We start from the raw sequence: 22248 nt of genomic DNA, 5'->3' as shown, positions 1-22248 counted from the left end.
TTTCAACCCGATAACGTTTGTGAATGGTTGAAAAAGCCGAGAGCGAACGAATTTTGAGGAATTGAAGGAGTCCTCAAAAGCTGAGAACGCAAGTGAACAGAGTTCGCGAACGGATGCGCAAATTTTAGGCAATTTCTTTATGTACGAAAGTTTGGCGCAGTCAGAATATCATGCATTTGGAATAATCACAACCTTTAGCGATTCTTTTGCCGCTGTTGCCGTTTCAAATCCCTTTTGAACATCATCTAATGAAAACCTGTCAGTTATCAAGCTTTTGGCATCTATCTTTCCGGATTTAATCAATTCCAAAGATTCTTCCAAATCGCGCGGCGCAGCACCATAGCTTGAAATCAAGGTTAGTTCATTTCTCCAAAACTCGGCATTTGGAATAGAAATATTCTCTTTTGGGATGGCAAAAAGCATAATAGTCCCTTTTTTATCCGCGCATTTGAATGCTTTTTCAAATGCAGGCATTGCTCCGGTGCACATTATAATATGCTCTGCTTTGACAGTTATTTCTTCGCCTGCGTTTAATACACTATCCGCGCCGCAATCTTTTGCTTTTTTAAGCCGGTATTCGTTGATGTCTGTCGCAACAACTTTTGCGCCTCTTAATTTAGCGATGAGTATATTCAAAAGCCCCGAAACTCCGGAACCCATAACTATAACTATTTGCCCTTTAGCAACATTCATTATTCTCTGGGCGCGCAAAACACATGCAATAGGCTCCATCATTGTCGCCTCTTCATAAGAGACATTTTCCGGCAAAAGATATGTGCCAAAAAGAACATTTATTTTCGGAACTCTTACAAATTCGCTGAACCCTCCGGGCTCATAATTGCCATTATGCAGGGTTTCGCACGCAGTATGATTTCCTGCTCTGCAGTATTTGCATACATTGCAAGGAACATGATGGCTTACAAAAACGCGCTGACCAATAGCGTATTTATCCGATTTCGATTCAACAATAACGCCTGCCAGTTCATGGCCAAGGACGCGCGGAGCTTTCTTTATTCTGTACCATTCCATCACATCAGTTCCGCAGATTCCGGATGCTTTCATTTTAACAAGAATTTCTCCGTCGGATATTTCCGGCTTTGACCGCTCTTCTATCCACACATCATTATTTTTGTAATATACTGCAACTTTCATTTTGCTTCACCTCCTGAAGAATGCAAAATGAAAAGCTTCGAGTCATGAAAATCAAAGATTTTCAAGCTTTTTAGCCTAATGAAGTTTGCGAATGGCTCAAAATGAGCGCAGCGATTTTGAGGAACTGGAGTCCTCAAAAGCTTGGCGCGGTAAGCGCCATGAAACGAGATGACTTTCATACGCATCAGCAGTTTACACTTTTTCATGCGGCGCATCAACATTGGATGATTTCTCTCCGTTTTTTTTCTTCTCTTTTTCATAGATTGCGTATGCTTCATCCACGGATTTTTTGTCATGAACTACTGCCCTTACTGCTTTTATCATACCAATCGGAGAGTCGCTCTGAAAGATATTTCGTCCCATGTCAACGCCCGTAGCCCCTGCAGATATTGCGCTATGCGCCATCTCAAGCGCCTCTTTTTCAGGCTGTTTTTTTCCGCCAGCAATCACAACAGGGACGCTGCCGCATGCTTCAACTACTTCACTGAAATTTTCGGTGTAGTATGTCTTGACCATATGCGCGCCAAGCTCTACACAAATCCTTGAAGCAAGGCCAAGATATCTTGCATCGCGCACCAAATCCTTTCCGACAGCAGTCACTGCAAGAACAGGTATGCCGTATTTGTTTCCTTCATCCACAATTTTTGAAAGATTCTCTAACGTCTGTTTTTCATACTCTCCACCTACATAGGCAGAGCAGGTTATTGCAGATGCGTTGATTCGTATTGCGTCCTCAATTGATGTTGTTATTATTTCATTTGACAGTTCTTTTAGTATGCTCTGGCCGCCTGAGACGCGCAGAATTATCGGTATGTCTGCTTCTGCAGGTATCCAGGTCTTTATTGCGCCGCGCGTAATCATTAATGCGTCTGCATATGGCAGAAGCGGATTGACTGTTTTTCCGAGGTCTCGAAGGCCGGTTGTCGGTCCCTGAAAATATCCGTGGTCAACTGCAAGCATTACGCAGCGGCCTGTCTTTGGCTTTATTATTCTCGAAATCCTGTTTTTCATTCCCCAATCCATTAAAATCGCCTCAATTACTCTCGCTTTGTTTTTTATCCGGCCGGACCAATAAATATCCGTTTTCAATAAGCCAATGATGAAACTCATAAGTTGTGTGAATGCAGTTGTTTTTGCATATAGTTCTTAATTCCTCATACTCGTTTAAGCTGTCCGTCTTCTTATTCATTATCAACTGAACAGGGCATTTTATGCTGTTGCAATATTCCCGTTTTTTATAGTCTGTGTGTCCTTCAATAGGCATATTTTTATTTGAAATCAGAAAAATATAAGCTTAGTGCAATGTCAACGTTGTAGGTGTGTTTTCAGGCGCATCGGGTTTTAAGACACCACTCATAGACACTTAATGTTCAAATAACTGCTTTATTTCATCATTGTTTGGCTTTACTATCCCCTTTTCAGTTATTATTCCCGTAATGTATTTCGCAGGCGTCACATCAAAAGCAGGGTTTAAGGCACGCGAATTCTGGGGCGCGATTCTGACTTTTCGTACACTTCCGCCATCATCAATTCCTGAAACATATAGAACTTCATCTTCGCTTCTTTCCTCAATCGGAATGTCTTTTCCTGAAGCGCATTTTAGATCAATTGTTGTTGTCGGCGCAGCGATATAGAACGGCACGCCGAATTCTTTTGCCATAATCGCTTTTTCAAAAGTTCCGATTTTGTTTGCAGTATCCCCGTTTGCAGCAATCCTGTCCGCGCCTACAAGCATTATGTCAATTCCCTGCGACATATAAAATGCTCCGGCATTGTCCGGAATTATCTTATGCTCAATTCCTTCATTTTCAAGTTCCCATGATGTTAAAAGCATTCCCTGTAGCCGCGGCCTTGTTTCATCGACATAGACAAACACTTTTTTGCCCTGTCTTTTTGCAAAATAAATTGGAGATAATGCGCTTCCCCAGTCAGAGAATGCAAGCCATCCGGCGTTGCAGTGTGTCTCGATTTTCGCGCCGTCTTTGATTAATGCGCTTCCAAGTTCTCCTATTTTCCTGCAGTTTTCTGCATCCTCGTCAGCGATTTTTTGCGCTTCAAGAATTGCTGCTTCTTTTGAATTTTTTGCCGCATTTAAAACACGATTTGTTGCATAAAATAAATTCTGTGCAGTAGGGCGCGTCGATTCAATATGCTTTTTTGCCTCTTCGAGATATTTTGCGTCATTTGATTCAATAAACGCCTGAGCCATTGCAAATCCTGCCGAAACTCCGATAGCGCCTGCGCCGCGTACAGTCATGTCTTTTATTGCGCGCGCAGTATCCTTATGCGTTGCTAAACTCGCGATTTCAAATTTGTGCGGCAGAAGAAGCTGGTTTATCATTTTGACAGAATTCCCTTCCATCCAGACGGTTCTGTAATGTTTGCCTTGAACTTGCATAAACCCCTATTGTTTTAAAAGCATAAATTGTTTGCGCGCGAACAAGTTGTATGCAAACAAATACGGATATTGCAGAAATTGGCATTATTGGAGGCACCGGAGTTTACGACCCCGCGCTTCTGAAAGACACAACAGAAGTTTATCCTGATACGCCTTACGGCAAGCCGAGCTCAAAAATTGTTATCGGCACGCTTGCAGGAAAAAGAGTCGCGTTTCTGAACAGGCACGGCCCGGGGCACGCAATACCGCCGCATCTTGTGAATTCGCGCGCAAATATTTCAGCGCTCAAAAGCCTTGGAGTAAAGCATATTCTTGCGCCTACTGCTGTCGGTTCTTTGCAGGAGAGCTACAAGCCGGGCGACCTCGTTGTTGTGGACCAGTTTATTGACAGGACTCATGGAAGGCAATCGACATTTTACGATAATGGTAAGGTTTGCCATATTTCTGTTGCAGACCCGTTCTGCCCTGATTTAAGAAAACTGCTTATAGAAACCGGAAAATCGCATGGATTTGCAATTCATGAAAAAGGCACAATGGTTTGCGTCAACGGCCCTCGGTTTTCAACGCGCGCGGAATCCTTTCTTTTCAAGTCATGGGGCTGCCACACGATAAATATGACGCTTGTGCCTGAGTGCGTTTTGGCGCGCGAAGCCGAGATATGCTATGCCGCAATTGCAATGGTCACTGATTACGACTGCTGGAAGGATCACAATGTCAGCATCGAGGAAATCGTGGCAACAATGAAGCAGAACGAGGCAAAAGTCAAAAAGATGCTTGTTGAAGCGATCGCGAAAATACCGAACACGCGCGGATGCTCGTGCGCAACGGCATTGAAAGGCGCATTGATTTGAGAAGGTTAAATTATAGAATTTGGTGTTATGTTTCTTTAACGTCTCTAATGTCATTATAGTCTATATATCTTTGAATTGCGAGAGTTAAAAGGTCATTTTCGAGTTCCTTGCAGCGCAATTTTCCAAACGAATAGTTAAAAGAATAGCCTAATGTCTTTCCATCCTTGTTAAATTCTGATTCGATTAAGCAGTATATTGCAAATAATTTCTCTTCTGTTACTTTTGGAATTTTGCTTAAATTAAGAAGTAATAAATTTTGTCGTTCTATAGGATTTTCAAGTAATCTTTTATATGGTGCATGTGATTCCATAACATTCTTTTGTATTTCAAAATTTAAATACTGCGATTTCAAGCTTTAGCAACCTTCTTCTTCCCCTCTTCCTTAACCGCTTTAATCAGCGCGCCCAACTTCTCGCCAAGGTCTTTAGATTCTTCAATCAGCGTGCCTGTGACGATTATGCTTGCTCCTGCCGCGACTTTTTGCGCAGCAACATCCGCAGTCTTTATTCCGCCGCCTACAGCTATCGGCACTGTTGCTGCTTTTCTGACCATTGCAATAATTTCGTCAGGCACTGCAACACGGGCGCCTGAGCCTGCTTCAAGGTAAATTACCCGCATGCCGAGAAATTCTCCTGCAAGGGCGTATGCTGCTGCAATATCCGGTTTGTCCCGCGGAATCGGCTTTGCGTCGCCTATGAAAGAAACGCTTCCTCCTGGCTCTACGATTAAGTATGCCATCGGAATTGCTTCAAGGCCCATTCTTCTGATAAGCGGCGCTCCAAGTGCCTGTGCGCCGGAAATCCAATATGGGTTTCTTGAATTGAGAAGGCTCATGAAAAATATCGCGTCTGCCGATTTTAGAACGCCGTCTACATTTCCTGGGAATATGATGAGTGGCAGATTGCTATTCTCTTTTATCAGCTTCATCACCTTGAAAGAATCCGAATGCGCAATGCCGAGTGAGCCGCCGACCATAAATGCATCTGTTCCGGCCTTTTCGGCAGTTTTGACAATTGCCTTAAGATGTTCTGGATCTTCTATCATATCTTCAGGATCTACGAGAGTGAAGTGGAGCGCACCGTTTTCCTTCAGTTTTTCATGAATATATGTTTCAATTTTTCCGATTTTTAATGACATGAGATACACCTAGATTAAAATCAAAATAATGAAAAATAAGAATAAGAAGGGCTTTCGCCCTTCAAAAAATTACTATGCGGAGCGTTTATTTTACAGCACCGATTCGAAACATCTTTGTGCCGCATGTTGGGCAAACACCGGATGTTGCGGGTTTTCCATTCTTTAGCGTTACACTTTTAGCGTCTTTCATCTCTTTTTTTGCTTTGCATTTTACACAATAGGCCTGTACCATACATTCACCGTAGTCTCTCTTTTGAAAAGGGATTTTATAAAGGTTGGCGTCATAAAATCTTTAAATATCCCTGCATGCAATATATAATCGCATCAACTGAAAACATTACAAAGGGGAGATAAATTATGCTGGGGGATAAAACTAGTGATACTCTTGATTCTGCAATAAGGCACGTGCTTTTTAGCTCTAAGAAGCCTCTTTCTACATACGAAATTGCAAAAAAAACAGGGATTTCATGGTCAACGGCAAATATGCATTGTTTTAAGCTTAAAAGCCAAGGAGTGTTCAATAATAAGCGCGAAAGTTCTGTCGGAAGAAGAAAAAAAGTTGTCTGGTGGATATGCGAATAATTTGATGTTCATTGTTGCGAAAATGATGGTTGTTATGGGTGTTGAGGATATTGATTTTAAGGATTCCGATGTTCCGGAGTTGATTCAGGAAGAGAAGTTTTCGTTCAAATCAGAATCTGAGAAAATTCTTACATACATATCAACTGATGACTGGGAAAATGTGCTGTTTTCCCTTACAAGAGACATGAATCCGTGGGATGTTGATTTGATAAAATTAAGCGAGCGGTTTACATCATTCATACAGACGCTTCAGAAGCGTGATCTTCGGGCGCCTTCAAGAATCATACTTGCCGCAGCCATAATTTATCGCTTAAAATCAGAAACGCTTAAGCAGATTGATGAAGAGCCCGTATCCCTTGAAGAAGTTGATGCGGAAGTTGAGGATGAAATGTCCTCGGGCGAGCAGCTCATTCTTCCTGCAATGGACATTCCGCTAAAAAGGGAACCGCGAAGGCGCGTCACTATAAAAGAACTTATAAACGCGCTTGGCAAGGCCATGAAGGTTCAAAATAGGCGCGCAGCAAGGCATATATTTAACATAGAGTTGAAAGGCGAAGATATAACCAAAAAGATTGAAGAAGTTTACGAATCAGTTATATCCTATATTGAAAAAGCAAAAGATGGTGTTATCGCGTTTTCAACTCTTTTTGCGGCGAAGAAAGTTGCAACGCCGGAAGAGAAAATAAAAAATTTCAGCTCATTGCTTCATCTTTCAAACCAGGAGCGGATAATATGCAATCAGCCAACGCTTTTTGGCGAGATATTTATTTCAAAAACAACATGTGAGAAGGGGATATGATGCAATTTATGGAAATAAAACAGAGGGTTGCCGGAAAAACAGGCGTGATGGATACAGAGGTTTCGTTGAAGTGGGATTCTGATGTAAAAGAAATCAACAGGCTTCGATTTGTTCTTGATAAAGCAAACAGGTTTCCTGAGCTTCTTTCAAGTACTGAGACTTTGAAATTGTCACGCAAGCTCGCGGATTTGGAAAGGCGCACACATAAATACAGTAAATAGTTGTCTTTAAACTTCTGTAAACTATTTAAATATTTGCAGTTCTTTACTATTTAGTATGACCTCTAAGTGAAAACAAAGCTTTATATATTTTAACAACTATCAAGTAAGTATTTTGTTAGAGTGCGTTAATAATGTCTTTGTTCGACATATGCCGAAATTTACGGCGTTATCAATAGAAAAATCTAAATAAACCAAATCTATATATAGAACAAACCCTAAGTAGATATATCATTTTTGAAATATTGGGTGAATGTAATGACAATAGTAAGCCAAAAAACAATGGATAAGTTGAAGGCAATCGGCCTTAATCTTTATGAGAGAAAGCTATATGCTGCTCTGCTGGCACGCGGCACATCGACTGCTGGCGAGCTTTCAGAAATGGCTGTAGTTCCACGGTCCCGTTCATATGATGTTCTTGAATCGCTTGCAGAAAAAGGTTTTGTTATAATTAAGAATGCAAAGCCTTTGCAGTATGTGGCGGTTTCTCCTTCAGAATCTCTTGATCGCGCAAAGAACAAGATGAAGGCAGACCTTGCAGACGCGATTGAGCGTATTGAGGAATTCAAGGAAAGCGATGCATTAAATGAGTTGCAAAAGCTTCATTCTTCCGGCGTTAATCTTGTGGATGCTGCAGATATGTCCGGTTCGCTCAAAGGAAGGCATTCAATACATCAACAGCTCGGTACAATGCTTAAAAATGCAGATACGAATATAGACATACTCACATCAGAAGTGGGCTTAAAAGAATTGAATGGCAAGCATGCTGATTTGATTAAGGCTGCTTTGGATAAAGGAGTTACTATGAGAGTTGCAGCTCCGATATCTGCGGCAAACAAATCCGATGTTGATGCTCTTAAGGCTCTTGGCAGCAAGATAGTGATTAGAGATACATCACGCGCGAGCGTTCCGACAACAAGAATGTTTATGGTCAACGGTAATGCAAGCATAATCGGTCTTACTGATGATATAAAAACACATCCGACACAGGATGTTGCTTTCTGGTCTGCTTCTGAGCATTTTTCCCAAAACTTTGTAAAGCCGACATTCGACCTTATTTGGGAAAAAGTGAACAAGCGAGAAAGTCCTGAGAAATAAGAGAAATGCAGTATTATTGAATAAAAAGGCGCCATTAAAGGCAATTAATAATAATGCAATATGCGTATTGAAATGGTATTTCCGGCATTATCTATTGGCCGGAGATTATTTTTATTTCTAAGCTTATACTTTTTAAGGTGGCAATGTACTGATTGCCATACTAGTCACTTCGTGTTATTGATTCTATCGCGTTTGTCATAATATGCAGGAATATATAATCTCGAATCCTAATAAATAATATGAGTGACTCATCACAGATTCTCAAGTTAGTTCTTGAAAAAATAAATCCGAAAGAATCAGAGAGAAAAAAATCGAATTATATGTTTCTCGAAATTCAATCATTTATTCGAGAAAAATTCTCTATACAAGCCGATTTGATGGGCTCTCTTGCAAAAGATACGTTTCTTGCAGGTGATAAAGACCTTGACATATTTATATTCTTCGGCCAAAATGTTGCGCGCGAAACTCTCGAGAGAAAAGGCCTTGAAATCGGAAAAGCGGTTTTTCAGAAATTCAAGTCGAAGAATTATCAAATTAGCTATGCTGAACACCCTTATACCAAGGGCGTGATAAATAGCTTTCGCATTGAAATCGTTCCTGCGTATGAAGTGGAGCGCGCGGAACTCCTACAGTCTGCTGTTGACCGAACGCCGTTTCATAAGGCTTTTGTTAACGAGCATCTTAAAAATACAGATGCCGTACGCTTACTGAAGAAATTCCTAAAAGCAAACGGATGTTATGGTTCGGACTTAAAGACTGGTGGCTTTTCCGGTTATCTTTGTGAGCTTCTGGCAATAAAATATGGTTCTTTTGAAAATATTCTTGCGGCAAGCCAGTACTGGCATTATCAGGAAGTGCTTGACGTTAATGATCATTTTCAGACGCAGGATGAAAAGCTCGCCGGGAAACGGCATGATTTTTCGAAGCATGAATATGCGCGTCTTAGGAAAAAATTCGAAAATCAGCCATTAATATTTCTTGACCCGACAGACAAAAACCGCAATGTTGCAGCAGTGCTGTCGCACAAAAAGATTGCAGCATTCGTTTTTAAAGCAAGAAAATTCCTTAAGAGCCCAAGCATTTCATACTTTTTTAAGCCCGAAGAAAAAATAAATACAAAAAAGTTTGCTTTGCACCAAAAAGAAAAAGGAACTGATCTCGTTATTGTAATATTCAAAAAACCCCTGGCAATCGATGATATCCTTTATCCACAGCTTCGTAAGTTCTCATCAGGTATGGCAAAAACAATGACGTCCGAAGGATTTGACATTGTTGATGTTTGGGAATTTGCAGATGTTGAATGCGGAATTGCTGTTGAGCTTCTCTCAAAAAATCTTCCTAAATATCTTTCGGTGCGAGGACCCTCTGTTTTTAATCCGGCAGAGCATCAGGATCGATTTGTTTCAAAATACAAAAAAGTATGGCTTGAAGGGACATTCCTTACCGCGGAAACCGCGCGAGAGCATATCGATGCGATTGGCTTTTTCCAGAAGCATTTGAAAAACAGCGCGAAAAAGCTGCACGATGCAGGCGTTCCGAGCACAATTGCAGAATCCGTATCAAAAGGTTTCAAAGTTTTTGAATTCAAAAAAGCCGGCAAAATAAAAAGCCGCGAATTCTGGCGCGGCCTTCAGAAGGATTTGTTGCGATGATTTATTATTTTTGGTCTGTGAGACAAGAAAATGGTTAATGGAGGTGGCTAAATATTCCGCAAGAATCATCAAGAGGCGCAGTGATTTTCAGGATGGATGGCGGAGAAAGGCTTTATCTTCTCTTGCATTATGAGTCCGGCCACTGGGAATTTGTCAAGGGCAAAATCGAGAAAGGAGAGCAGGACAAAGACACTGTTGTGCGCGAGGCGCGCGAGGAAACCGGCATCACTGACCTGAATTTTGTCTTTGGCTTTCGCGAGAAAATAGAATATTTCTTCCGGCGCGAGGGCCAGACAGTTCACAAGGAAGTCATCTTCTTTCTGGCAGAGACTTGCGCGCGCGACATCACAATATCTGATGAGCATATCGGTTTTGAATGGCTGCCGTATGAAGACGCGCTGAAGAAACTGACGTTTGACAATGCGAAGAATATTTTAAAAAAGGCAGAACAATTTATGAACTCTGTTCAAAAGCCTTAGAATGAGCACAGTGAAGTAAAAGGATTTTTGAATAACTTCGACAATTGAGCTATTTTCGTCACGAGTCAAAAAACATCTTTTTAAATTCCGAAATCCAAGTATATTTTGTGATTTGTATGGAAGGAAAGATACTTAGAAAAAGTTTGCGTCCAGAGCTTGCAGTAATGAGGCAGATGCAAAGCGATATTATGCTTCTTAAAAAAAGGGTAAATGCGCTCGAAGCCGAAGTAGAAGTAATAGACAATGACGTGCACGAAGTCCGTCCCGAATATCTTAAGAAGTTAGAGAAAATCGAAAAGACAGGAAAATTTTACCGATTTAAGAACGTCGAAGAAATGCGGAAAGATATCGAAAGCTTCTGATTTTAAAGGGATGATATAATGTATGAAATTGAGTACGACCACCAATTAAGGGAAACACTCAATAAATTATTCAAAAGGGACAAGAAGCGATACGAAATCTGCATGAAGAAAATCGAAGAAATTCTTGCCAGTCCCGAGCATTATAAACCGCTGCGCTACGACATGAAAAATAGAAGGGAGGTTCATATAGCCAAGTCATTTGTTCTTACGTTCCGGATTGACGGAAATATTATCCGATTTCTTGATTTGGAGCATCACGATAAGATATTCCGAAGATGATTTGCTAGGGTCATTTCTTATTTGGGCGAAGCGTAGCCGTATGTCCGCTGTTATATGACCGAGCCGAAAGCGAGACAAGGATACGGAGTGTCCATAGAGTTGCTACGCACAACAAATTATTCCCTATCACCCCTATTCAGCCGTATTTTTTCATTTAATTCGTTGATTGTCTGACCATCTTCTGTTTGCCAATATAGAGGGCCTTGAACATTGTAATTATGAGTTATGCATTTATGTTTTTTTAATAATGTTCGTGCTAATTCAGATGTAGAGTAGTTTTTACCATCACCCAAATATTTTAATTTATTTTCATCGGCAACAATCTGAGCTTTTTCTAATGAAATGGGCTGACGATAGAATAAATGAAGGATTTGCCTATCCTTTATCAATCCATTCGATACAAGATCTGAAAGACGAACCCTCTTAGCCATCTTTCTATGATCGGAAGAATATTGATTAGATGATTCTTGAGGTTCTGACGGAGATGTGGCAATATTTTGCTTAAAAGAATAGCGTTTCAGTGATAACTTTTCCCAAATAGCATTTCTTTTTTCACTGATTTCTTTTTCTAAATTATTTTTTTCTTTTTGTAACGTTTCTATTTTCTCTTCGTTACTTTCGATATCGCTATGAATGCCTTCAACTTTGCTATCAAATTCATGTATCATTTCTTCTTCTTTCATCAGAGTTTCTCTAATTGCACGTTCTCTTTCATTAATATAATCAGGAACTTTTCGGTTCTTTAAGTTTGATATTTCGAGAAGATTTAGTAATATTTGCCAAGTGTCCTCTTTAATAATATCCTCGCGTTTTATACAATATAACAATGATTGCTCGAAAGCAACACCCCTAAGTAAACTATATATTCTCATTTCAAGACCATTAGCTAAAATAGCAACTAAAGAATTTTCATCAAGTGCATAAGCTTTTAGTTGCTCAATGTATTTAGTTTCATTTAAATCTTCATAATATGCTTTAGTATCTATTATCACTTTGCACTCCGATGGAACGTTCTTTTTAATGAATATATCTATCCGCCCTCTACGAGTAGCATGTTCAAATTCTAAATCCTCTCTTTTATGTCCTAGTAACACTAATAGTGGGACCATAAACTTTTGTTTAACATTCTCTTCAGTTGTCCCAATATCGTCTTTGGTAAAATTAGCTATTGTTTCTCTTTCTGGTTTAGTATCTAACATTTTATTCACATCTCGTTGTGTGTGATAATCCCCCATAGCCGGAGTTATATTTACTTTTATACCATTGCCGTGCCATTTAAGTAAAATATTGGGATTACTTGCGATTCACAAACCTAATCCTCAACCCTTGGCGCGAGCACATACGTTATTTGCAGGTTGTCCACTGCCCGGAACGTAACTTTCAGCGGATAATCGCTTCCAAGCTGTATTTTTGCAGTGTCTGCGATTTTCGCGCCCTTTACGATTTTTTTGAGGTACTCGAGCGAGAATTTCGATGACACCGTTGTTTTTGCCTCAATGCCTATCAGATCAGCAGAGCCTTTTTCAAGGGCGATTTCGACTTTGCTCAAATCGCCTTCTGCGCGCATTGTGAATTCATTTGCGCTTGCGCCCAGAATTACTGTGTCGGTTACAATGGATGCGTCATCAATACCATCGGCAAGGACGTTTGTTTTTACTTCGATTGTTGCGGCGAAATCAAGGCTCATTTCAGGCACTTCGCCTTTTTCTATATCAAGAACAGGAATTGTGAATTTTCTGGTTGAAGCGCCTGCAATTGTCACAAGAAGCTTGTTTGCGCCCTTTGCAAAATCAAGAGTGACTTTCTCACCGGCTTTTGCGCGCTTTAGAACCGCAAGCAGGTTCTCAATATTTAAGCCGATGTCCTCGGCTTCCTTGAGCTCATAGGTTTCAAACGCGCTTGATAGGAGCTTGTAATCGATAAGCGCAACCATTGTCGGGTCTGTCGCAGTAAGATAAATGCCGTCGGCCTTTACCTTGAAAATCGCCTCGTTTACGAGTTCGTGTATCGCTGTTAAAGAATCACGGAATAGCATTACATCGGACAGCACAGCCTTTAAAGCCGATTTTTCAGAAACATCTTTCTTTTCGCTCTTTTTATCATCACTCATTAAAGCCACCTTAAATCATTACATATTTTCGCGGTTCCAGAGTTTTTGGACAGTTTCATGCGTCTTAAGATTCAATCCGGTCATGTCCTGAACTATTTCCGCCTTTATGTCAAACGTGCTTGCATTGGGCAGAATATGCCCTATGACGCGCACGATTTTTCGCTCAACCACGTTTTGCATTGCCTTTGAATCTGCGAATATCTGTATCGTTCCTTCGCCATCGTCAATCATGAATGCGTTTTCCGTTTTGCTTAGAACCGTGCCTATGACACGAACTTTTGAATCTGTTTCAGGATTAATTTCCTTGATTTTGCGCTCGACTGCGCATATGTTCTGGGTCTGATAAGCCATATATCTAATGCGCGCCGAAGGTTTAAATGTGTTGGTATATGGAGTTGTCGATAAATTTATATATTTCATATACGCATGAGTTTATATGACTCCAGATATTTTTGATCGTGATAAACCTGTCGTCGATAGTTATGTTTCTTTTTTTGACGGATACGCGACGCGGCAGATAGGGCTCTTGGATGTCAAAAAACAAATCCTGTATTATGGTGGGCTGGAAGAAAACATTGCATATTATACCAATTGTGAAGGTGCCCCGCGCTCTTACCCAGTTTCGCTTGATAGATTAAAACAGATGGAGAGAATACCGTTTCCATTCAATCTTATCCCTGTGGAAATAGATGATTCCACCGAAGTGAGAAGAATACTGATGGGTGGCTTAACCATTAAAAGAATAAAAGAGGTCCGGAATTTGTCCGGCATAAAGCCTGAGGTGACGTTTTCCCACAAGGATTATTTCACCATAAAGGAACATTTCAGGATTAACAGTCAATTTATTTAACTTCAATCTCCAGAAAATCGCGCGCAAGAATAGTATTCTTAAAAATTTTGCGTGCGGAGTCCTCTAAGCTCTTTGCAGGGATGCTTCCTTCGGAATCCTGGTATCTCCGGCTTATGTGAGTCAGAACCAGTTGATTTACATTGGCTTTTTTTGCAGCTTCTGCAGCATCATTTGCAGTCGAGTGGCGAAAATCTCCTGCGCGTTCCACAAATTCTTCGCCGAAAGTCGAATCGGCTATCAATAAATCCGCATCTTTTGAGAATTTGACAATATTTTCATTGTATTTTGTATCGCCGGTATATACTATTTTTTTCCCTTGTTCGGTTATTAGAACATCTTCCGGCTTTACTGTTTTTCCGTTTATTACTACATTTTTTCCGGCTTTGAGCGCGCCGATTTTTGGCCCGGTTTTTAGCCCAAACTTCTCTGCCTTTTCCATATCTGCGCGCACTTTATTATTTTCTTTGAAAACATAACCTAGTGCAGGAACTCTATGTTCTACGCGAAATGGCAGTACTTTGAAGCCGTCGCATATTATTTCTTCACCCTCATCAACATTTTTCGCAATCACTTTGAATGACTTTGAGAAATAACCGACTCCGAGTAGCCGTTCGACAAATTCGTCAGTCCTTTGCGGGCCGTAGATATAAAGCGGTTCTGCGCGGTTTTCAAGAGACATTGTTTGCACAAGTCCGAGAAGCCCTGCAAAATGGTCTGCATGCCAATGCGTAATGAAAATTCTGTTTATTTTCATGAATTTCAGCTTGTCGGACATCAGCTGGCGTTGAGTTCCTTCACCGCAGTCGAAAAGCAGGCGCTCGCTTTCATGCATCAAAAAAATTGCTGGCAGGCTGCGCTCTCTTGTAGGGACTCCTGAAGATGTGCCGAGAAATACTACTTTTATCATTCATATAATTTGTTTGCAGCCTATTAAATGCTTTATTTCTGTTTTCGTTGTTTGTCTTATTTTTTATGATGCTTTTTTTACGGTTATATAAAGATTATTTGAGAATAGACAGTTTTGTGAGTTCATGGCAAAATTTTTACAAAGCCCTGCTGCAAAAGAGTTTATTGAGACCGTAAAATACCTTATCCTCGGAATTGTGCTTGCAGTGGCATCTTATACTGTTTTGGGCGCGGTATTGGATACAAAAAATCCTATAGTTACTGTAGTTTCATATTCGATGGTGCCGACGCTCACGCGCGGTGACCTTCTTGTGCTCAAAGGAATAGAGACGAGTGAAATGGCTGCCGGTCGGGAAAATGGCACGATTATTGTGTATTATCAGCCAAACAGGCAGCAGCTCATAGTACATCGCGTGTGGAAGATCAATAGTGACGAAACAATCAATACTTGGGGGGATGCGAATACAGGTCCGGATCCATGGGATATTCCTGCCGATTGGGTGCGCGGGAAAATGATTTTGCGCATTCCTTTTCTTGGTTATCCAAGGCTTCTGCTTAAAGATTTTTTGGGTTTCTGAGAAACCCAAAAAAGCCGAGAATTAGCAAATGAACGGATTTTCTTGGATTTTAATCCAAGAAAAGCCTAGAGTGATAGCGAAAGGATTTTTTAGGCTTTTAGGAAAGCCTAAAAAAGCCGAGAATGAAGCGAACGGACGCTCTAGGATTTTAAATATGTTTATAAAATTTAATGGTTCAGAGATGGATTATATGAAACTGTGCGACAAATGCGGAATATTGATGATGCCTCAAAAGGACGGCGCAAAGACGATATTAGTCTGCAAAAAATGCGGAAAAAGCGCAAAGGCAGAGAACATAAATCCGAAAGCCAAAGCTTCAGGCGTAATTCATGAGAAAATGTTGCATGATTTAGGTGATGTAATTCCGGTTATTGGCGATAAAAAATCAAGAATATTGCCACTTACCAAAATAGATTGCCCCGAATGCAAGCACAACGAGGCTGTATGGTGGACGCAGCAGACGCGTTCATCTGATGAGCCGGAAACACGATTCTATAGATGCACTTCATGCCAGAAGACGTGGAGAGAATATAGTTAAACTAAACAAGCCACAACGAGCTATTTAAATATAGAAAACAAATGAGCTTTATGTGGCTTGAATTATTCACAAACCTTGGTTTTTTAGGGTTTTATACACTATGGGCATTCCTTGTTGGTTCTATTGCTGTTTTTGGGCTTTTAAGAGGGCTCGTTAAACGCGGCCATTTAGAGAATATCATTCTATCTTGGTTTGTTGGCGCGATATTAGTTACTGCAAGCCCTATCGGAAGCCTCGTATTTGCGGGTTTCTTCCGCCTTATTGCGGAAGGGATAAAAATTACCGGACTTCGAAAGGGCATTAAACGTATTCATCTCATGGATGAGGAAACGCCTCCAACACGCCTGAAATTCGCGCACCCAAAACTATTTGCAGGAACTATCGCAATACTGATTTTTCTTGGAATAACAACATTGATTTTTGCTCCGCCTCTTGAAGTCGACTGGTATAAAATGCGCGGTTCAGACACAGTTATTGTAGAGGATGCAAAGTCAACGCTCGTTTTGGACATAAAATGGGAGGATATTCAGAATATGCGGCTTGTTTCGCAGGAATATGCGCTTCAGGTTCCAAAGACAATGGTTACTGAAACCGGATGGTCTCTGTCAAGTGATTGGGATGGAATTTATTCTATAAATAATACGCTTTATTGGGTAATGGCTTATGAGCCTGCGCGCCTTGCAAATAATGGCGAGCCATCGCCGGCATACATAATAGTAAATGCGCAGAACCCGTCTGACCGAAAAAAGATTAATGAAAACATCGAATTCTCCGAAGAGCGCAGAGATTTTGTATCTCTTGCATACCAGATTGCAACAGGAAAAATACGCGATGTAAAGACAAAGTACTGGATGAAGTATCCATTTTTCACTTACGGGGACACAGTTTTTACGCATGATTCCGAAGGCAGTCCTGTGTGGTTTGCGCCTGTAAAAATGCGCTATCCGACAAAATTCATAGTCAAATTTTACACTGAGCAAGTCGGAATTGTAGTGCTTAACAATAATGGTGTCGTAACATTTTATTCCGAAGCCGAGATTAGGAGTGGAAATGCTCCGAAGTGGCTTCTTGAAGGGCAAGTATTAATTGATGAAGACTATTCAGAGGAGCGCGCGGCAGTCTGGGCAAAATATGCCTCATGGAAGGGATTTTTAAACTACTACTTACAGCATGAGAATGTCTTTGAGCTTGCGCGCAACATGTATTTCCAGTATGACAAGGACACTGGAAGGACGTACGGACTGCTCCAGCTTGAGCCCGAGGGCAGAACGAGAAAAGCAATAACGCAGTATATTGAAATTCAAGCAGATGGAAAAGATTATGGAACTGCGAAGATTTACGACACCCGAACTCTCGGCCTTATCGGTCCTGAACGCGCGCTTGATGACGTGCGCGGCGAGATCAGCCTTTACAGCGACTGGTATGCGCTTCAGCCGCTTTTCAAGAAAATAAAAGACGGATATTTCTATGTCGCGCCTGTTTATTCCGGCGTAAGGGAGGCCATGGTGCTCAAGGCTGTTGCAGTAGTGGACGCCAAAAGCGAGCAGGTAAAGCTTTTTGGCTGGGGCGCACAGAATGTGGAAGGCGGTAAAGCAGCAGTTTCTGACAAAAGTGATACGGATAATGCTGCTAATAAAACAAGCGCGTTTGGTGATAACTGCACAATCGCGTCAAGCAAAACAATCGGCAAGAAACTGCAGATAGTTGTGGAATGCGGATAGGTTGAAACTATGGTGGATATAAAAGCCATACCAAAAGAAATTTCTGACGAAATATTGGAATGGGCTGTTATTCCTACATTTGATCTTGTTATTGAATATGGAGATGAAGGCGTAGTTATTGTGAAAAGAAAAGTCGCCCCATATCAAAACGTATGGGCTTTACCCGGACGAAGAATGCTCAAGGGAGAAAATATAGACGATACGCTTATCCGAATTGCAGATCGGGAAGTGGGATTGCTAATCAATCCATCAGAAAGGAACTTTTTAGGGCAGTATGTCGGTAAATTCACAACAAAACATAATCGACAAGATTTATCGACAGGATATTCTATAAGCGTTTCATCAGATCAAAAAATAAGCCTTGAAGAACTGCGTTTTTCTTCAATGAGAATAATAAATTCTAGAGAGGAGATTCCTTCACAAACCGGAGCAATGTACAAATTTTATCTGAATAGATATTTTGATCTTAAATAAAACTGTTTTTGCTGATTATCACTCTTCTAAAGAATCTTAATCAAATTCACGCCGCTCTTTTCCAAATTCTCAAGTGCATTCCATGCGCTGTTAACATGCTCCTGTATCTTTGCGATGTCTGCGTCTTTTAAGTGATTGAACCTGCCCTGCGGCGCGAGATATTCTTTTACAGGCATTGTTTTTTGCGTAAATGTTCTCTTAAAGAGCCCGTTTTCAATTTCGTAAAGAACCCACATACCGCTTGTTACTGCTAATTTTGCAATTTGTATTGTCTGCGAAGACTCTGTGCGCCATCCAATTGGGCATGGCGAAAGAATGTGCATATATTTGACACCCTTTATTGACAGCGCCTTTTTGACTTTGTTTGCAAGATCTGCAGGATATGCTGGTGATGCTGTGGCAACATATTTGCATCCGTGAGCTGCAGCAATCATAGGCAGGTTTTTCTTCCATTCGGGCTTGCCGATTGAATCCGTTCCTGCAGGAGATGTTGTTGTAGATGCGCCATACGGCGTTGCACCGGAACGTTGCACACCTGTATTTGCATAGGCCTCATTGTCATAGGTTATAATAAGTATGTCTTCATTTCTTTCAAGCGCGCCTGAAACCGCGCCAAATCCTATATCAACCATTCCGCCATCACCACCCAGTGCAATGACTTGCGTGTGGTTGTTGCCCTGTGTTCGCAAAGCCGCTTTTACTCCAGAAGCAACTGATGCCGCATTCTCAAAAGTCACATGAATCCAAGGGATTTTCCAGGAACTTTCAGGATATGGTGTTGTAGTTACTTCCATACATCCCGTGGCTTCGCAGATAATAACGTCAGGGCCTGTTGCGCGCAGCACTTCGCGTATTGTAATCGCCGGTCCGCAGCCCGCGCATGTCCGATGTCCCGGGGTTATTAAATCTGTACTTGGCATGAATATCACTTTTTAATAAACTTCATAATTATTTAAACCGCCCGTATTAATTTGCAATTCTCATCCACTTCCACAAAATGGCGCACACTTCTGTTTCTGAATGCTGCGCACTGATTTTCGGGCAAATTATCTATTTCCTGCCTCGGATTGTGCGCGACATCACAGGTCCAGCCTGGCACGATTTCTTCTGAAAGACACGGGCCTGTTAAAAGAAATCTGCTTTTATTCAAGCAAAGATCTGTGCATAATGCGCCGATTTCTGCTCTTCTAGCATCCACATTCCAAAAATAAATATAGCTCAGCAAAGATGCTATCACGAGCAGCGTCACAATCGCGAGACTGAAATTCCTATTCATTTTTAATCATCCGAAACAATCATGACATCAATTGATTACTTTCTTGCTTTCAAACCGCTCTTATTAATTCGCAATTTTTATCCAGTTCAACAAAATGCTTTGCTTTTCCTTCGCGATACGCGCTGCACTGATTCTCTGGCAAATCATCAATCGGCAGGCGTGGATTATGTGCGATGTCGCAGACCCAGTCTGTTGCACTTTTTGCGGGATTGAGCAGGCACGGGCCATCTGATAAATTTTGTTCGCGCACAATTTTGGCATCATATTCGCACGCATCTTTACAATCCATGTATGCCAGATTCCTGTCGCTTGTCCGCGGTTGCATCTCCTGAACGCAGCCCGCAGCAAATATTAATGCAATAATTGCCACAGTTAAAAATAATCTTCATTCCACCCACTCTATATCGCCGTCGTTCATCTTTTTCGCGCGGTCAATCATGCTGTTTATGTCATTAACCCGGATATCCTTTCCGCCAAGCCCTGCAATAAATCCGACAACCTTCGGTCGTTTCTTAGCCGAATAAAGCGCGTCTCTGACTTCGGTGAACAGCGCGCCTGCATTGCCAAGCGAAACTGCTTTGTCAAGCACAAGCACAGTGTCTTTGTCTGAAAGATTTTCTAAGATGTCTTCGCGCGGGAAAGGCCTAAAAGTGCGCACGCGCAAAAGTCCCGTATCTTTTCTTATATCAATGCAATCGCGTATCGCTCCGCATACAGAGCCCATTGCAATAATTGTGATTTTTCTGTCGTTTTTGTATTCCTCAATAAGCCCGTTGCCATATCTTCTTCCGAATGCTTTTTCAAAGTCCTTGTTTGCTTTTTTTATTTCATTGGCAGAGTTCTTTAGCGCAACATCATTGTCATACTTTGCATTGATATAAAACTGCGGATAGACAAATGCGCCGATTGATTTCGGATTTTTGGAATCGAGCGTAGCGTATTTAGGAACATATTTCGGAATGTATTTTTCAACATCTTTTTTTTCAGGAACATCTATCGGCTCAACAGTGTGCGTCAAGAAAAATCCGTCCATGCACACCATTATTGGAAGAAGTACTTCGGAATTTTCTGCAATCCTAAAAGCCTGTATGTGAGTGTCTACTGCTTCTTGATTTGTTTCAACATAAATTTGAATCCAGCCTGAGTCGCGCTCGGAAATAGAATCCTGGTGGTCGTTCCAGATGCTGAGCGGAGCAGAAAGGGCTCTATTTGTGACAGTCATCACAAGCGGTAGGCGCAGTCCTGCGGATGCAAAAAGAACTTCATGCATGAGTGCAAGCCCTTGGGAACTTGTTGCCGTGTAGACGCGCACGCCTGCAGCCGATGCTCCGATAATTGAAGACAGCGCGGAGAATTCCGATTCCGATTCGATATATTCTGCATTGAGTGTGCCATTGGCTTTCATTTTTGCAAGGTCCTCAACAATATGCGTTTCTGCTTCGATAAGCCTAATAGAGACTTATTGAATTTGCGGTGTGATTGGATATGCTGCAATCACTTCTGGCGCACATAGCCGAACTATTTCTGCAACAGCTTTACTTCCTTCTAATACTTCTTTTGCCATAATGATGTATTTTTATTTGATTAAAATCTTTTTATGCTTGGTGTAAGATGTATTTGGAAAAATATGTGTCTTTGATCGGTCTCTAAATTTGGCGTATTTCTGCAAATATATGATGTCATTTCGTAATTAGTATGTTCGTAATACGATACGTAGTATTATTGATTATTACGTAATATATTACGTAAGAACTCTTTGAAATCCTATTTCAAAATCATTAAGCTCTTATTCGTCTTTTCCATGCTTTTGTGCGCGTCTGATTCAATGCCCATAATCGCGCGTATCGCATCGACATTCTCGGGCACAACATTGCATTCCTGGTGCACTGCCTGTATGTAGAACAATTCGTTGCCGTTTATGACATTGATGCTTTCGCGCCAGACTGCGATTTCAAACAGGTCGCCGCGCGGCCTTCCAAGGTCTCGCGCGTATTCCATCACCTGTGCGGTTGATTCAATTCCGTCTGACGCGTTTACAAGGATAACTCTTGAAGCATTTTCAAGCACTGCGATTGCTTCCTCGCGAGTTGTATTTTTTTTCAGTATTGCATTTACCATATGTACATGCATCAATGTTGTCGGTACAATAAATGCTCCGGTTACAATGTCCAGTTTCGGCAAGATTGTATTGACATCAGCGCCGTGATGGCTCGGGATTGTCGGGGGGTTGGGAACTATTGCGTTAATCGGGCCTGTTTTCGAATCTCCAGAATCTGCGCCTCTGCGTATCATTGTTGCGCGGACTTTTTGCAGACCGAATGTTCTGTCAATTGCGCCGAGCGTCCTGCAGAGTCCTGTTGTGTTGCAGGAAACCACGCGCAGGAAATTCTTGCCTATGCATGCGGAGTAATTAGTTGATGCATTAAATGACATTTCCGCGATATTCGACTTCTCTCCGCCCTGAAATATTGCCTTGATTTTGCGCGGCGCATAGAGTTTTTCCTTGTTTATCGCGCCGACTTTTCCAGGAGTGCAGTCAACAATCACGTCGCAATTATCCAGAAGATTTTCAAGCGTTCCTTCGACTTTTAATCCTGCGGACTCAAATGCAGGAATATTTTCCTTGACATTTGTAAAAAGCGGATAATTCTTTCTTTGCGCGAGTTTCGCCTCGAATGTCGGGCGCGTCTTGACAACACCGACAACTTTCATGTCATCCTGCAGCGCAACAGCGTCTGCCACTCTTTTTCCGATTGTTCCAAAGCCGTTTATGCCTACTCGTATCATA

At 41.4% G+C, this 22248-nt stretch carries 29 protein-coding genes and 1 pseudogene; 14 read left to right on the top strand and 16 right to left on the bottom strand.

The features are described 5' to 3' along the window. Nucleotides 1-168: 168 nt before the first annotated feature. From KKB09_03030 to mtnA, 4 genes are all read right to left on the bottom strand, one after another. Complete coding sequence (locus tag KKB09_03030) at nt 169-1152, bottom strand: alcohol dehydrogenase catalytic domain-containing protein (GenBank protein MBU4300170.1); 984 nt, start codon at nt 1150-1152, stop codon at nt 169-171. Between the two features lie 192 nt (nt 1153-1344). Next, the gene (gene lsrF, locus KKB09_03025) at nt 1345-2175 is read right to left on the bottom strand and encodes a 3-hydroxy-5-phosphonooxypentane-2,4-dione thiolase (GenBank protein MBU4300169.1); all 831 of its coding nucleotides are present in this window, start codon (nt 2173-2175) and stop codon (nt 1345-1347) included. Nucleotides 2176-2185: 10 nt separating this feature from the next. Next, complete coding sequence (locus KKB09_03020; protein ID MBU4300168.1) at nt 2186-2416, bottom strand: hypothetical protein; 231 nt, start codon at nt 2414-2416, stop codon at nt 2186-2188. 99 nt (nt 2417-2515) lie between these two features. Further along, a complete protein-coding gene (gene mtnA, locus KKB09_03015; protein ID MBU4300167.1) occupies nt 2516-3550 on the bottom strand; it encodes an S-methyl-5-thioribose-1-phosphate isomerase in 1035 nt (344 codons plus the stop codon). A gap of 50 nt (nt 3551-3600) precedes the next feature. Here mtnA and mtnP point away from each other — a divergent pair, with 50 nt between their 5' ends. Further along, complete coding sequence (mtnP, locus tag KKB09_03010) at nt 3601-4401, top strand: S-methyl-5'-thioadenosine phosphorylase (protein MBU4300166.1); 801 nt, start codon at nt 3601-3603, stop codon at nt 4399-4401. A 25-nt stretch (nt 4402-4426) separates the two neighbouring features. On the opposite strand, the gene KKB09_03005 is transcribed toward mtnP, so the two are convergent. The 3 genes from KKB09_03005 to KKB09_02995 form a co-directional block, all read right to left on the bottom strand. Further along, entirely contained in the window at nt 4427-4711 is a 285-nt protein-coding gene (locus tag KKB09_03005) for a hypothetical protein (GenBank protein MBU4300165.1), read from the bottom strand. A gap of 38 nt (nt 4712-4749) precedes the next feature. After that, nucleotides 4750-5538: a geranylgeranylglyceryl/heptaprenylglyceryl phosphate synthase gene (locus tag KKB09_03000; protein MBU4300164.1), complete on the bottom strand. Its 789-nt coding sequence runs from the start codon at nt 5536-5538 to the stop codon at nt 4750-4752. An 85-nt stretch (nt 5539-5623) separates the two neighbouring features. Then, the gene (locus KKB09_02995) at nt 5624-5770 is read right to left on the bottom strand and encodes a hypothetical protein (protein ID MBU4300163.1); all 147 of its coding nucleotides are present in this window, start codon (nt 5768-5770) and stop codon (nt 5624-5626) included. Nucleotides 5771-5895: 125 nt separating this feature from the next. On the opposite strand from KKB09_02995, the gene KKB09_02990 reads away from it, so the two are divergent. The 8 genes from KKB09_02990 to KKB09_02955 all read left to right on the top strand — a co-directional run bounded on the left by KKB09_02990 (nt 5896) and on the right by KKB09_02955 (nt 11007). Next, nucleotides 5896-6120 (top strand): winged helix-turn-helix domain-containing protein, encoded by a 225-nt coding sequence (locus KKB09_02990; GenBank protein MBU4300162.1) that lies wholly within the window; start codon nt 5896-5898, stop codon nt 6118-6120. A gap of 34 nt (nt 6121-6154) precedes the next feature. Next, a complete protein-coding gene (locus KKB09_02985) occupies nt 6155-6919 on the top strand; it encodes a segregation/condensation protein A (GenBank protein MBU4300161.1) in 765 nt (254 codons plus the stop codon). A gap of 8 nt (nt 6920-6927) precedes the next feature. After that, the gene (locus KKB09_02980) at nt 6928-7140 is read left to right on the top strand and encodes a hypothetical protein (GenBank protein ID MBU4300160.1); all 213 of its coding nucleotides are present in this window, start codon (nt 6928-6930) and stop codon (nt 7138-7140) included. A 255-nt stretch (nt 7141-7395) separates the two neighbouring features. Next, the gene (locus tag KKB09_02975) at nt 7396-8235 is read left to right on the top strand and encodes a hypothetical protein (protein ID MBU4300159.1); all 840 of its coding nucleotides are present in this window, start codon (nt 7396-7398) and stop codon (nt 8233-8235) included. A gap of 239 nt (nt 8236-8474) precedes the next feature. Further along, a complete protein-coding gene (gene cca, locus KKB09_02970; GenBank protein ID MBU4300158.1) occupies nt 8475-9887 on the top strand; it encodes a CCA tRNA nucleotidyltransferase in 1413 nt (470 codons plus the stop codon). Nucleotides 9888-9940: 53 nt separating this feature from the next. Next, nucleotides 9941-10366, top strand: a complete 426-nt coding sequence (locus KKB09_02965) for an NUDIX domain-containing protein (protein ID MBU4300157.1) — start codon at nt 9941-9943, stop codon at nt 10364-10366. Nucleotides 10367-10473: 107 nt separating this feature from the next. Next, complete coding sequence (locus KKB09_02960) at nt 10474-10728, top strand: hypothetical protein (GenBank protein ID MBU4300156.1); 255 nt, start codon at nt 10474-10476, stop codon at nt 10726-10728. An 18-nt stretch (nt 10729-10746) separates the two neighbouring features. Further along, a complete protein-coding gene (locus KKB09_02955; protein MBU4300155.1) occupies nt 10747-11007 on the top strand; it encodes a type II toxin-antitoxin system YafQ family toxin in 261 nt (86 codons plus the stop codon). Between the two features lie 116 nt (nt 11008-11123). On the opposite strand, the gene KKB09_02950 is transcribed toward KKB09_02955, so the two are convergent. From KKB09_02950 to KKB09_02940, 3 genes are all read right to left on the bottom strand, one after another. After that, nucleotides 11124-12206, bottom strand: a complete 1083-nt coding sequence (locus KKB09_02950; protein ID MBU4300154.1) for a type I restriction enzyme HsdR N-terminal domain-containing protein — start codon at nt 12204-12206, stop codon at nt 11124-11126. Between the two features lie 113 nt (nt 12207-12319). Continuing rightward, nucleotides 12320-13117 (bottom strand): proliferating cell nuclear antigen (pcna), encoded by a 798-nt coding sequence (pcn, locus tag KKB09_02945; GenBank protein ID MBU4300153.1) that lies wholly within the window; start codon nt 13115-13117, stop codon nt 12320-12322. 18 nt (nt 13118-13135) lie between these two features. Next, nucleotides 13136-13468, bottom strand: coding sequence for an OB-fold nucleic acid binding domain-containing protein (locus KKB09_02940; GenBank protein MBU4300152.1), 333 nt, complete (start codon nt 13466-13468; stop codon nt 13136-13138). 85 nt (nt 13469-13553) lie between these two features. On the opposite strand from KKB09_02940, the gene KKB09_02935 reads away from it, so the two are divergent. Next, nucleotides 13554-13967 carry a hypothetical protein gene (locus tag KKB09_02935; GenBank protein ID MBU4300151.1) on the top strand — a complete coding sequence of 138 codons (414 nt, stop codon included), beginning with the start codon at nt 13554-13556 and terminating at the stop codon, nt 13965-13967. Here KKB09_02935 and rnz read toward each other — a convergent pair. After that, complete coding sequence (gene rnz / locus KKB09_02930; GenBank protein MBU4300150.1) at nt 13960-14874, bottom strand: ribonuclease Z; 915 nt, start codon at nt 14872-14874, stop codon at nt 13960-13962. The two genes, KKB09_02935 and rnz, sit on opposite strands and share 8 nt — an antisense overlap. A 124-nt stretch (nt 14875-14998) precedes the next feature. Here rnz and KKB09_02925 point away from each other — a divergent pair, with 124 nt between their 5' ends. The 4 genes from KKB09_02925 (at nt 14999) to KKB09_02910 (ending at nt 18184) form a co-directional block, all read left to right on the top strand. Beyond that, nucleotides 14999-15451 carry a signal peptidase I gene (locus tag KKB09_02925; GenBank protein MBU4300149.1) on the top strand — a complete coding sequence of 151 codons (453 nt, stop codon included), beginning with the start codon at nt 14999-15001 and terminating at the stop codon, nt 15449-15451. 190 nt (nt 15452-15641) lie between these two features. After that, nucleotides 15642-15989, top strand: a complete 348-nt coding sequence (locus KKB09_02920) for a transcription factor S (GenBank protein ID MBU4300148.1) — start codon at nt 15642-15644, stop codon at nt 15987-15989. A gap of 50 nt (nt 15990-16039) precedes the next feature. Next, the gene (locus tag KKB09_02915) at nt 16040-17710 is read left to right on the top strand and encodes a hypothetical protein (GenBank protein ID MBU4300147.1); all 1671 of its coding nucleotides are present in this window, start codon (nt 16040-16042) and stop codon (nt 17708-17710) included. A 9-nt stretch (nt 17711-17719) separates the two neighbouring features. Next, on the top strand, nt 17720-18184 hold the full coding sequence (locus KKB09_02910) for an NUDIX domain-containing protein (GenBank protein ID MBU4300146.1): 465 nt from the start codon (nt 17720-17722) through the stop codon (nt 18182-18184). A 26-nt stretch (nt 18185-18210) separates the two neighbouring features. Here the strand turns inward: KKB09_02910 and KKB09_02905 are convergent, their stop codons facing one another. The 5 genes and pseudogenes from KKB09_02905 to KKB09_02885 all read right to left on the bottom strand — a co-directional run bounded on the left by KKB09_02905 (nt 18211) and on the right by KKB09_02885 (nt 22247). Further along, complete coding sequence (locus KKB09_02905; protein MBU4300145.1) at nt 18211-19110, bottom strand: pyruvate synthase subunit beta; 900 nt, start codon at nt 19108-19110, stop codon at nt 18211-18213. A 26-nt stretch (nt 19111-19136) separates the two neighbouring features. Continuing rightward, a complete protein-coding gene (locus tag KKB09_02900) occupies nt 19137-19382 on the bottom strand; it encodes a hypothetical protein (protein ID MBU4300144.1) in 246 nt (81 codons plus the stop codon). Nucleotides 19383-19509: 127 nt separating this feature from the next. Next, entirely contained in the window at nt 19510-19785 is a 276-nt protein-coding gene (locus KKB09_02895) for a hypothetical protein (GenBank protein ID MBU4300143.1), read from the bottom strand. 60 nt (nt 19786-19845) lie between these two features. Beyond that, nucleotides 19846-21024 (bottom strand): annotated as a pseudogene (gene porA, locus KKB09_02890) (pyruvate ferredoxin oxidoreductase). 200 nt (nt 21025-21224) lie between these two features. Further along, nucleotides 21225-22247, bottom strand: coding sequence for a type II glyceraldehyde-3-phosphate dehydrogenase (locus KKB09_02885; protein MBU4300142.1), 1023 nt, complete (start codon nt 22245-22247; stop codon nt 21225-21227). Between the last annotated feature and the right edge of the window lies 1 nt (nt 22248).

Source organism: Nanoarchaeota archaeon, assembly GCA_018897155.1.
Lineage (GTDB): Archaea > EX4484-52 > EX4484-52 > EX4484-52 > LFW-46 > LFW-46.
The sequence above is the reverse complement of the archived record's forward strand: the minus strand, read 5'-3'. Positions and strand labels throughout refer to the sequence as shown.

Excerpts from the sequence above, each read along its gene's own strand:
- KKB09_03030 (MBU4300170.1), bottom strand. The coding sequence starts at position 1,152 with ATGAAAGTTGCAGTATATTACAAAAATAATGATGTGTGGATAGAAGAG.
- lsrF (MBU4300169.1), bottom strand. The coding sequence starts at position 2,175 with ATGGATTGGGGAATGAAAAACAGGATTTCGAGAATAATAAAGCCAAAG.
- KKB09_03020 (MBU4300168.1), bottom strand. The coding sequence starts at position 2,416 with ATGCCTATTGAAGGACACACAGACTATAAAAAACGGGAATATTGCAAC.
- mtnA (MBU4300167.1), bottom strand. The coding sequence starts at position 3,550 with ATGCAAGTTCAAGGCAAACATTACAGAACCGTCTGGATGGAAGGGAAT.
- mtnP (MBU4300166.1), top strand. The coding sequence starts at position 3,601 with ATGCAAACAAATACGGATATTGCAGAAATTGGCATTATTGGAGGCACC.
- KKB09_03005 (MBU4300165.1), bottom strand. The coding sequence starts at position 4,711 with ATGGAATCACATGCACCATATAAAAGATTACTTGAAAATCCTATAGAA.
- KKB09_03000 (MBU4300164.1), bottom strand. The coding sequence starts at position 5,538 with ATGTCATTAAAAATCGGAAAAATTGAAACATATATTCATGAAAAACTG.
- KKB09_02995 (MBU4300163.1), bottom strand. The coding sequence starts at position 5,770 with ATGGTACAGGCCTATTGTGTAAAATGCAAAGCAAAAAAAGAGATGAAA.
- KKB09_02990 (MBU4300162.1), top strand. The coding sequence starts at position 5,896 with ATGCTGGGGGATAAAACTAGTGATACTCTTGATTCTGCAATAAGGCAC.
- KKB09_02985 (MBU4300161.1), top strand. The coding sequence starts at position 6,155 with ATGGGTGTTGAGGATATTGATTTTAAGGATTCCGATGTTCCGGAGTTG.
- KKB09_02980 (MBU4300160.1), top strand. The coding sequence starts at position 6,928 with ATGGAAATAAAACAGAGGGTTGCCGGAAAAACAGGCGTGATGGATACA.
- KKB09_02975 (MBU4300159.1), top strand. The coding sequence starts at position 7,396 with ATGACAATAGTAAGCCAAAAAACAATGGATAAGTTGAAGGCAATCGGC.
- cca (MBU4300158.1), top strand. The coding sequence starts at position 8,475 with ATGAGTGACTCATCACAGATTCTCAAGTTAGTTCTTGAAAAAATAAAT.
- KKB09_02955 (MBU4300155.1), top strand. The coding sequence starts at position 10,747 with ATGTATGAAATTGAGTACGACCACCAATTAAGGGAAACACTCAATAAA.
- KKB09_02950 (MBU4300154.1), bottom strand. The coding sequence starts at position 12,206 with ATGTTAGATACTAAACCAGAAAGAGAAACAATAGCTAATTTTACCAAA.
- pcn (MBU4300153.1), bottom strand. The coding sequence starts at position 13,117 with ATGAGTGATGATAAAAAGAGCGAAAAGAAAGATGTTTCTGAAAAATCG.
- KKB09_02940 (MBU4300152.1), bottom strand. The coding sequence starts at position 13,468 with ATGGCTTATCAGACCCAGAACATATGCGCAGTCGAGCGCAAAATCAAG.
- KKB09_02935 (MBU4300151.1), top strand. The coding sequence starts at position 13,554 with ATGACTCCAGATATTTTTGATCGTGATAAACCTGTCGTCGATAGTTAT.
- rnz (MBU4300150.1), bottom strand. The coding sequence starts at position 14,874 with ATGATAAAAGTAGTATTTCTCGGCACATCTTCAGGAGTCCCTACAAGA.
- KKB09_02925 (MBU4300149.1), top strand. The coding sequence starts at position 14,999 with ATGGCAAAATTTTTACAAAGCCCTGCTGCAAAAGAGTTTATTGAGACC.
- KKB09_02920 (MBU4300148.1), top strand. The coding sequence starts at position 15,642 with ATGAAACTGTGCGACAAATGCGGAATATTGATGATGCCTCAAAAGGAC.
- KKB09_02915 (MBU4300147.1), top strand. The coding sequence starts at position 16,040 with ATGTGGCTTGAATTATTCACAAACCTTGGTTTTTTAGGGTTTTATACA.
- KKB09_02910 (MBU4300146.1), top strand. The coding sequence starts at position 17,720 with ATGGTGGATATAAAAGCCATACCAAAAGAAATTTCTGACGAAATATTG.
- KKB09_02895 (MBU4300143.1), bottom strand. The coding sequence starts at position 19,785 with ATGCAACCGCGGACAAGCGACAGGAATCTGGCATACATGGATTGTAAA.
- KKB09_02885 (MBU4300142.1), bottom strand. The coding sequence starts at position 22,247 with ATGATACGAGTAGGCATAAACGGCTTTGGAACAATCGGAAAAAGAGTG.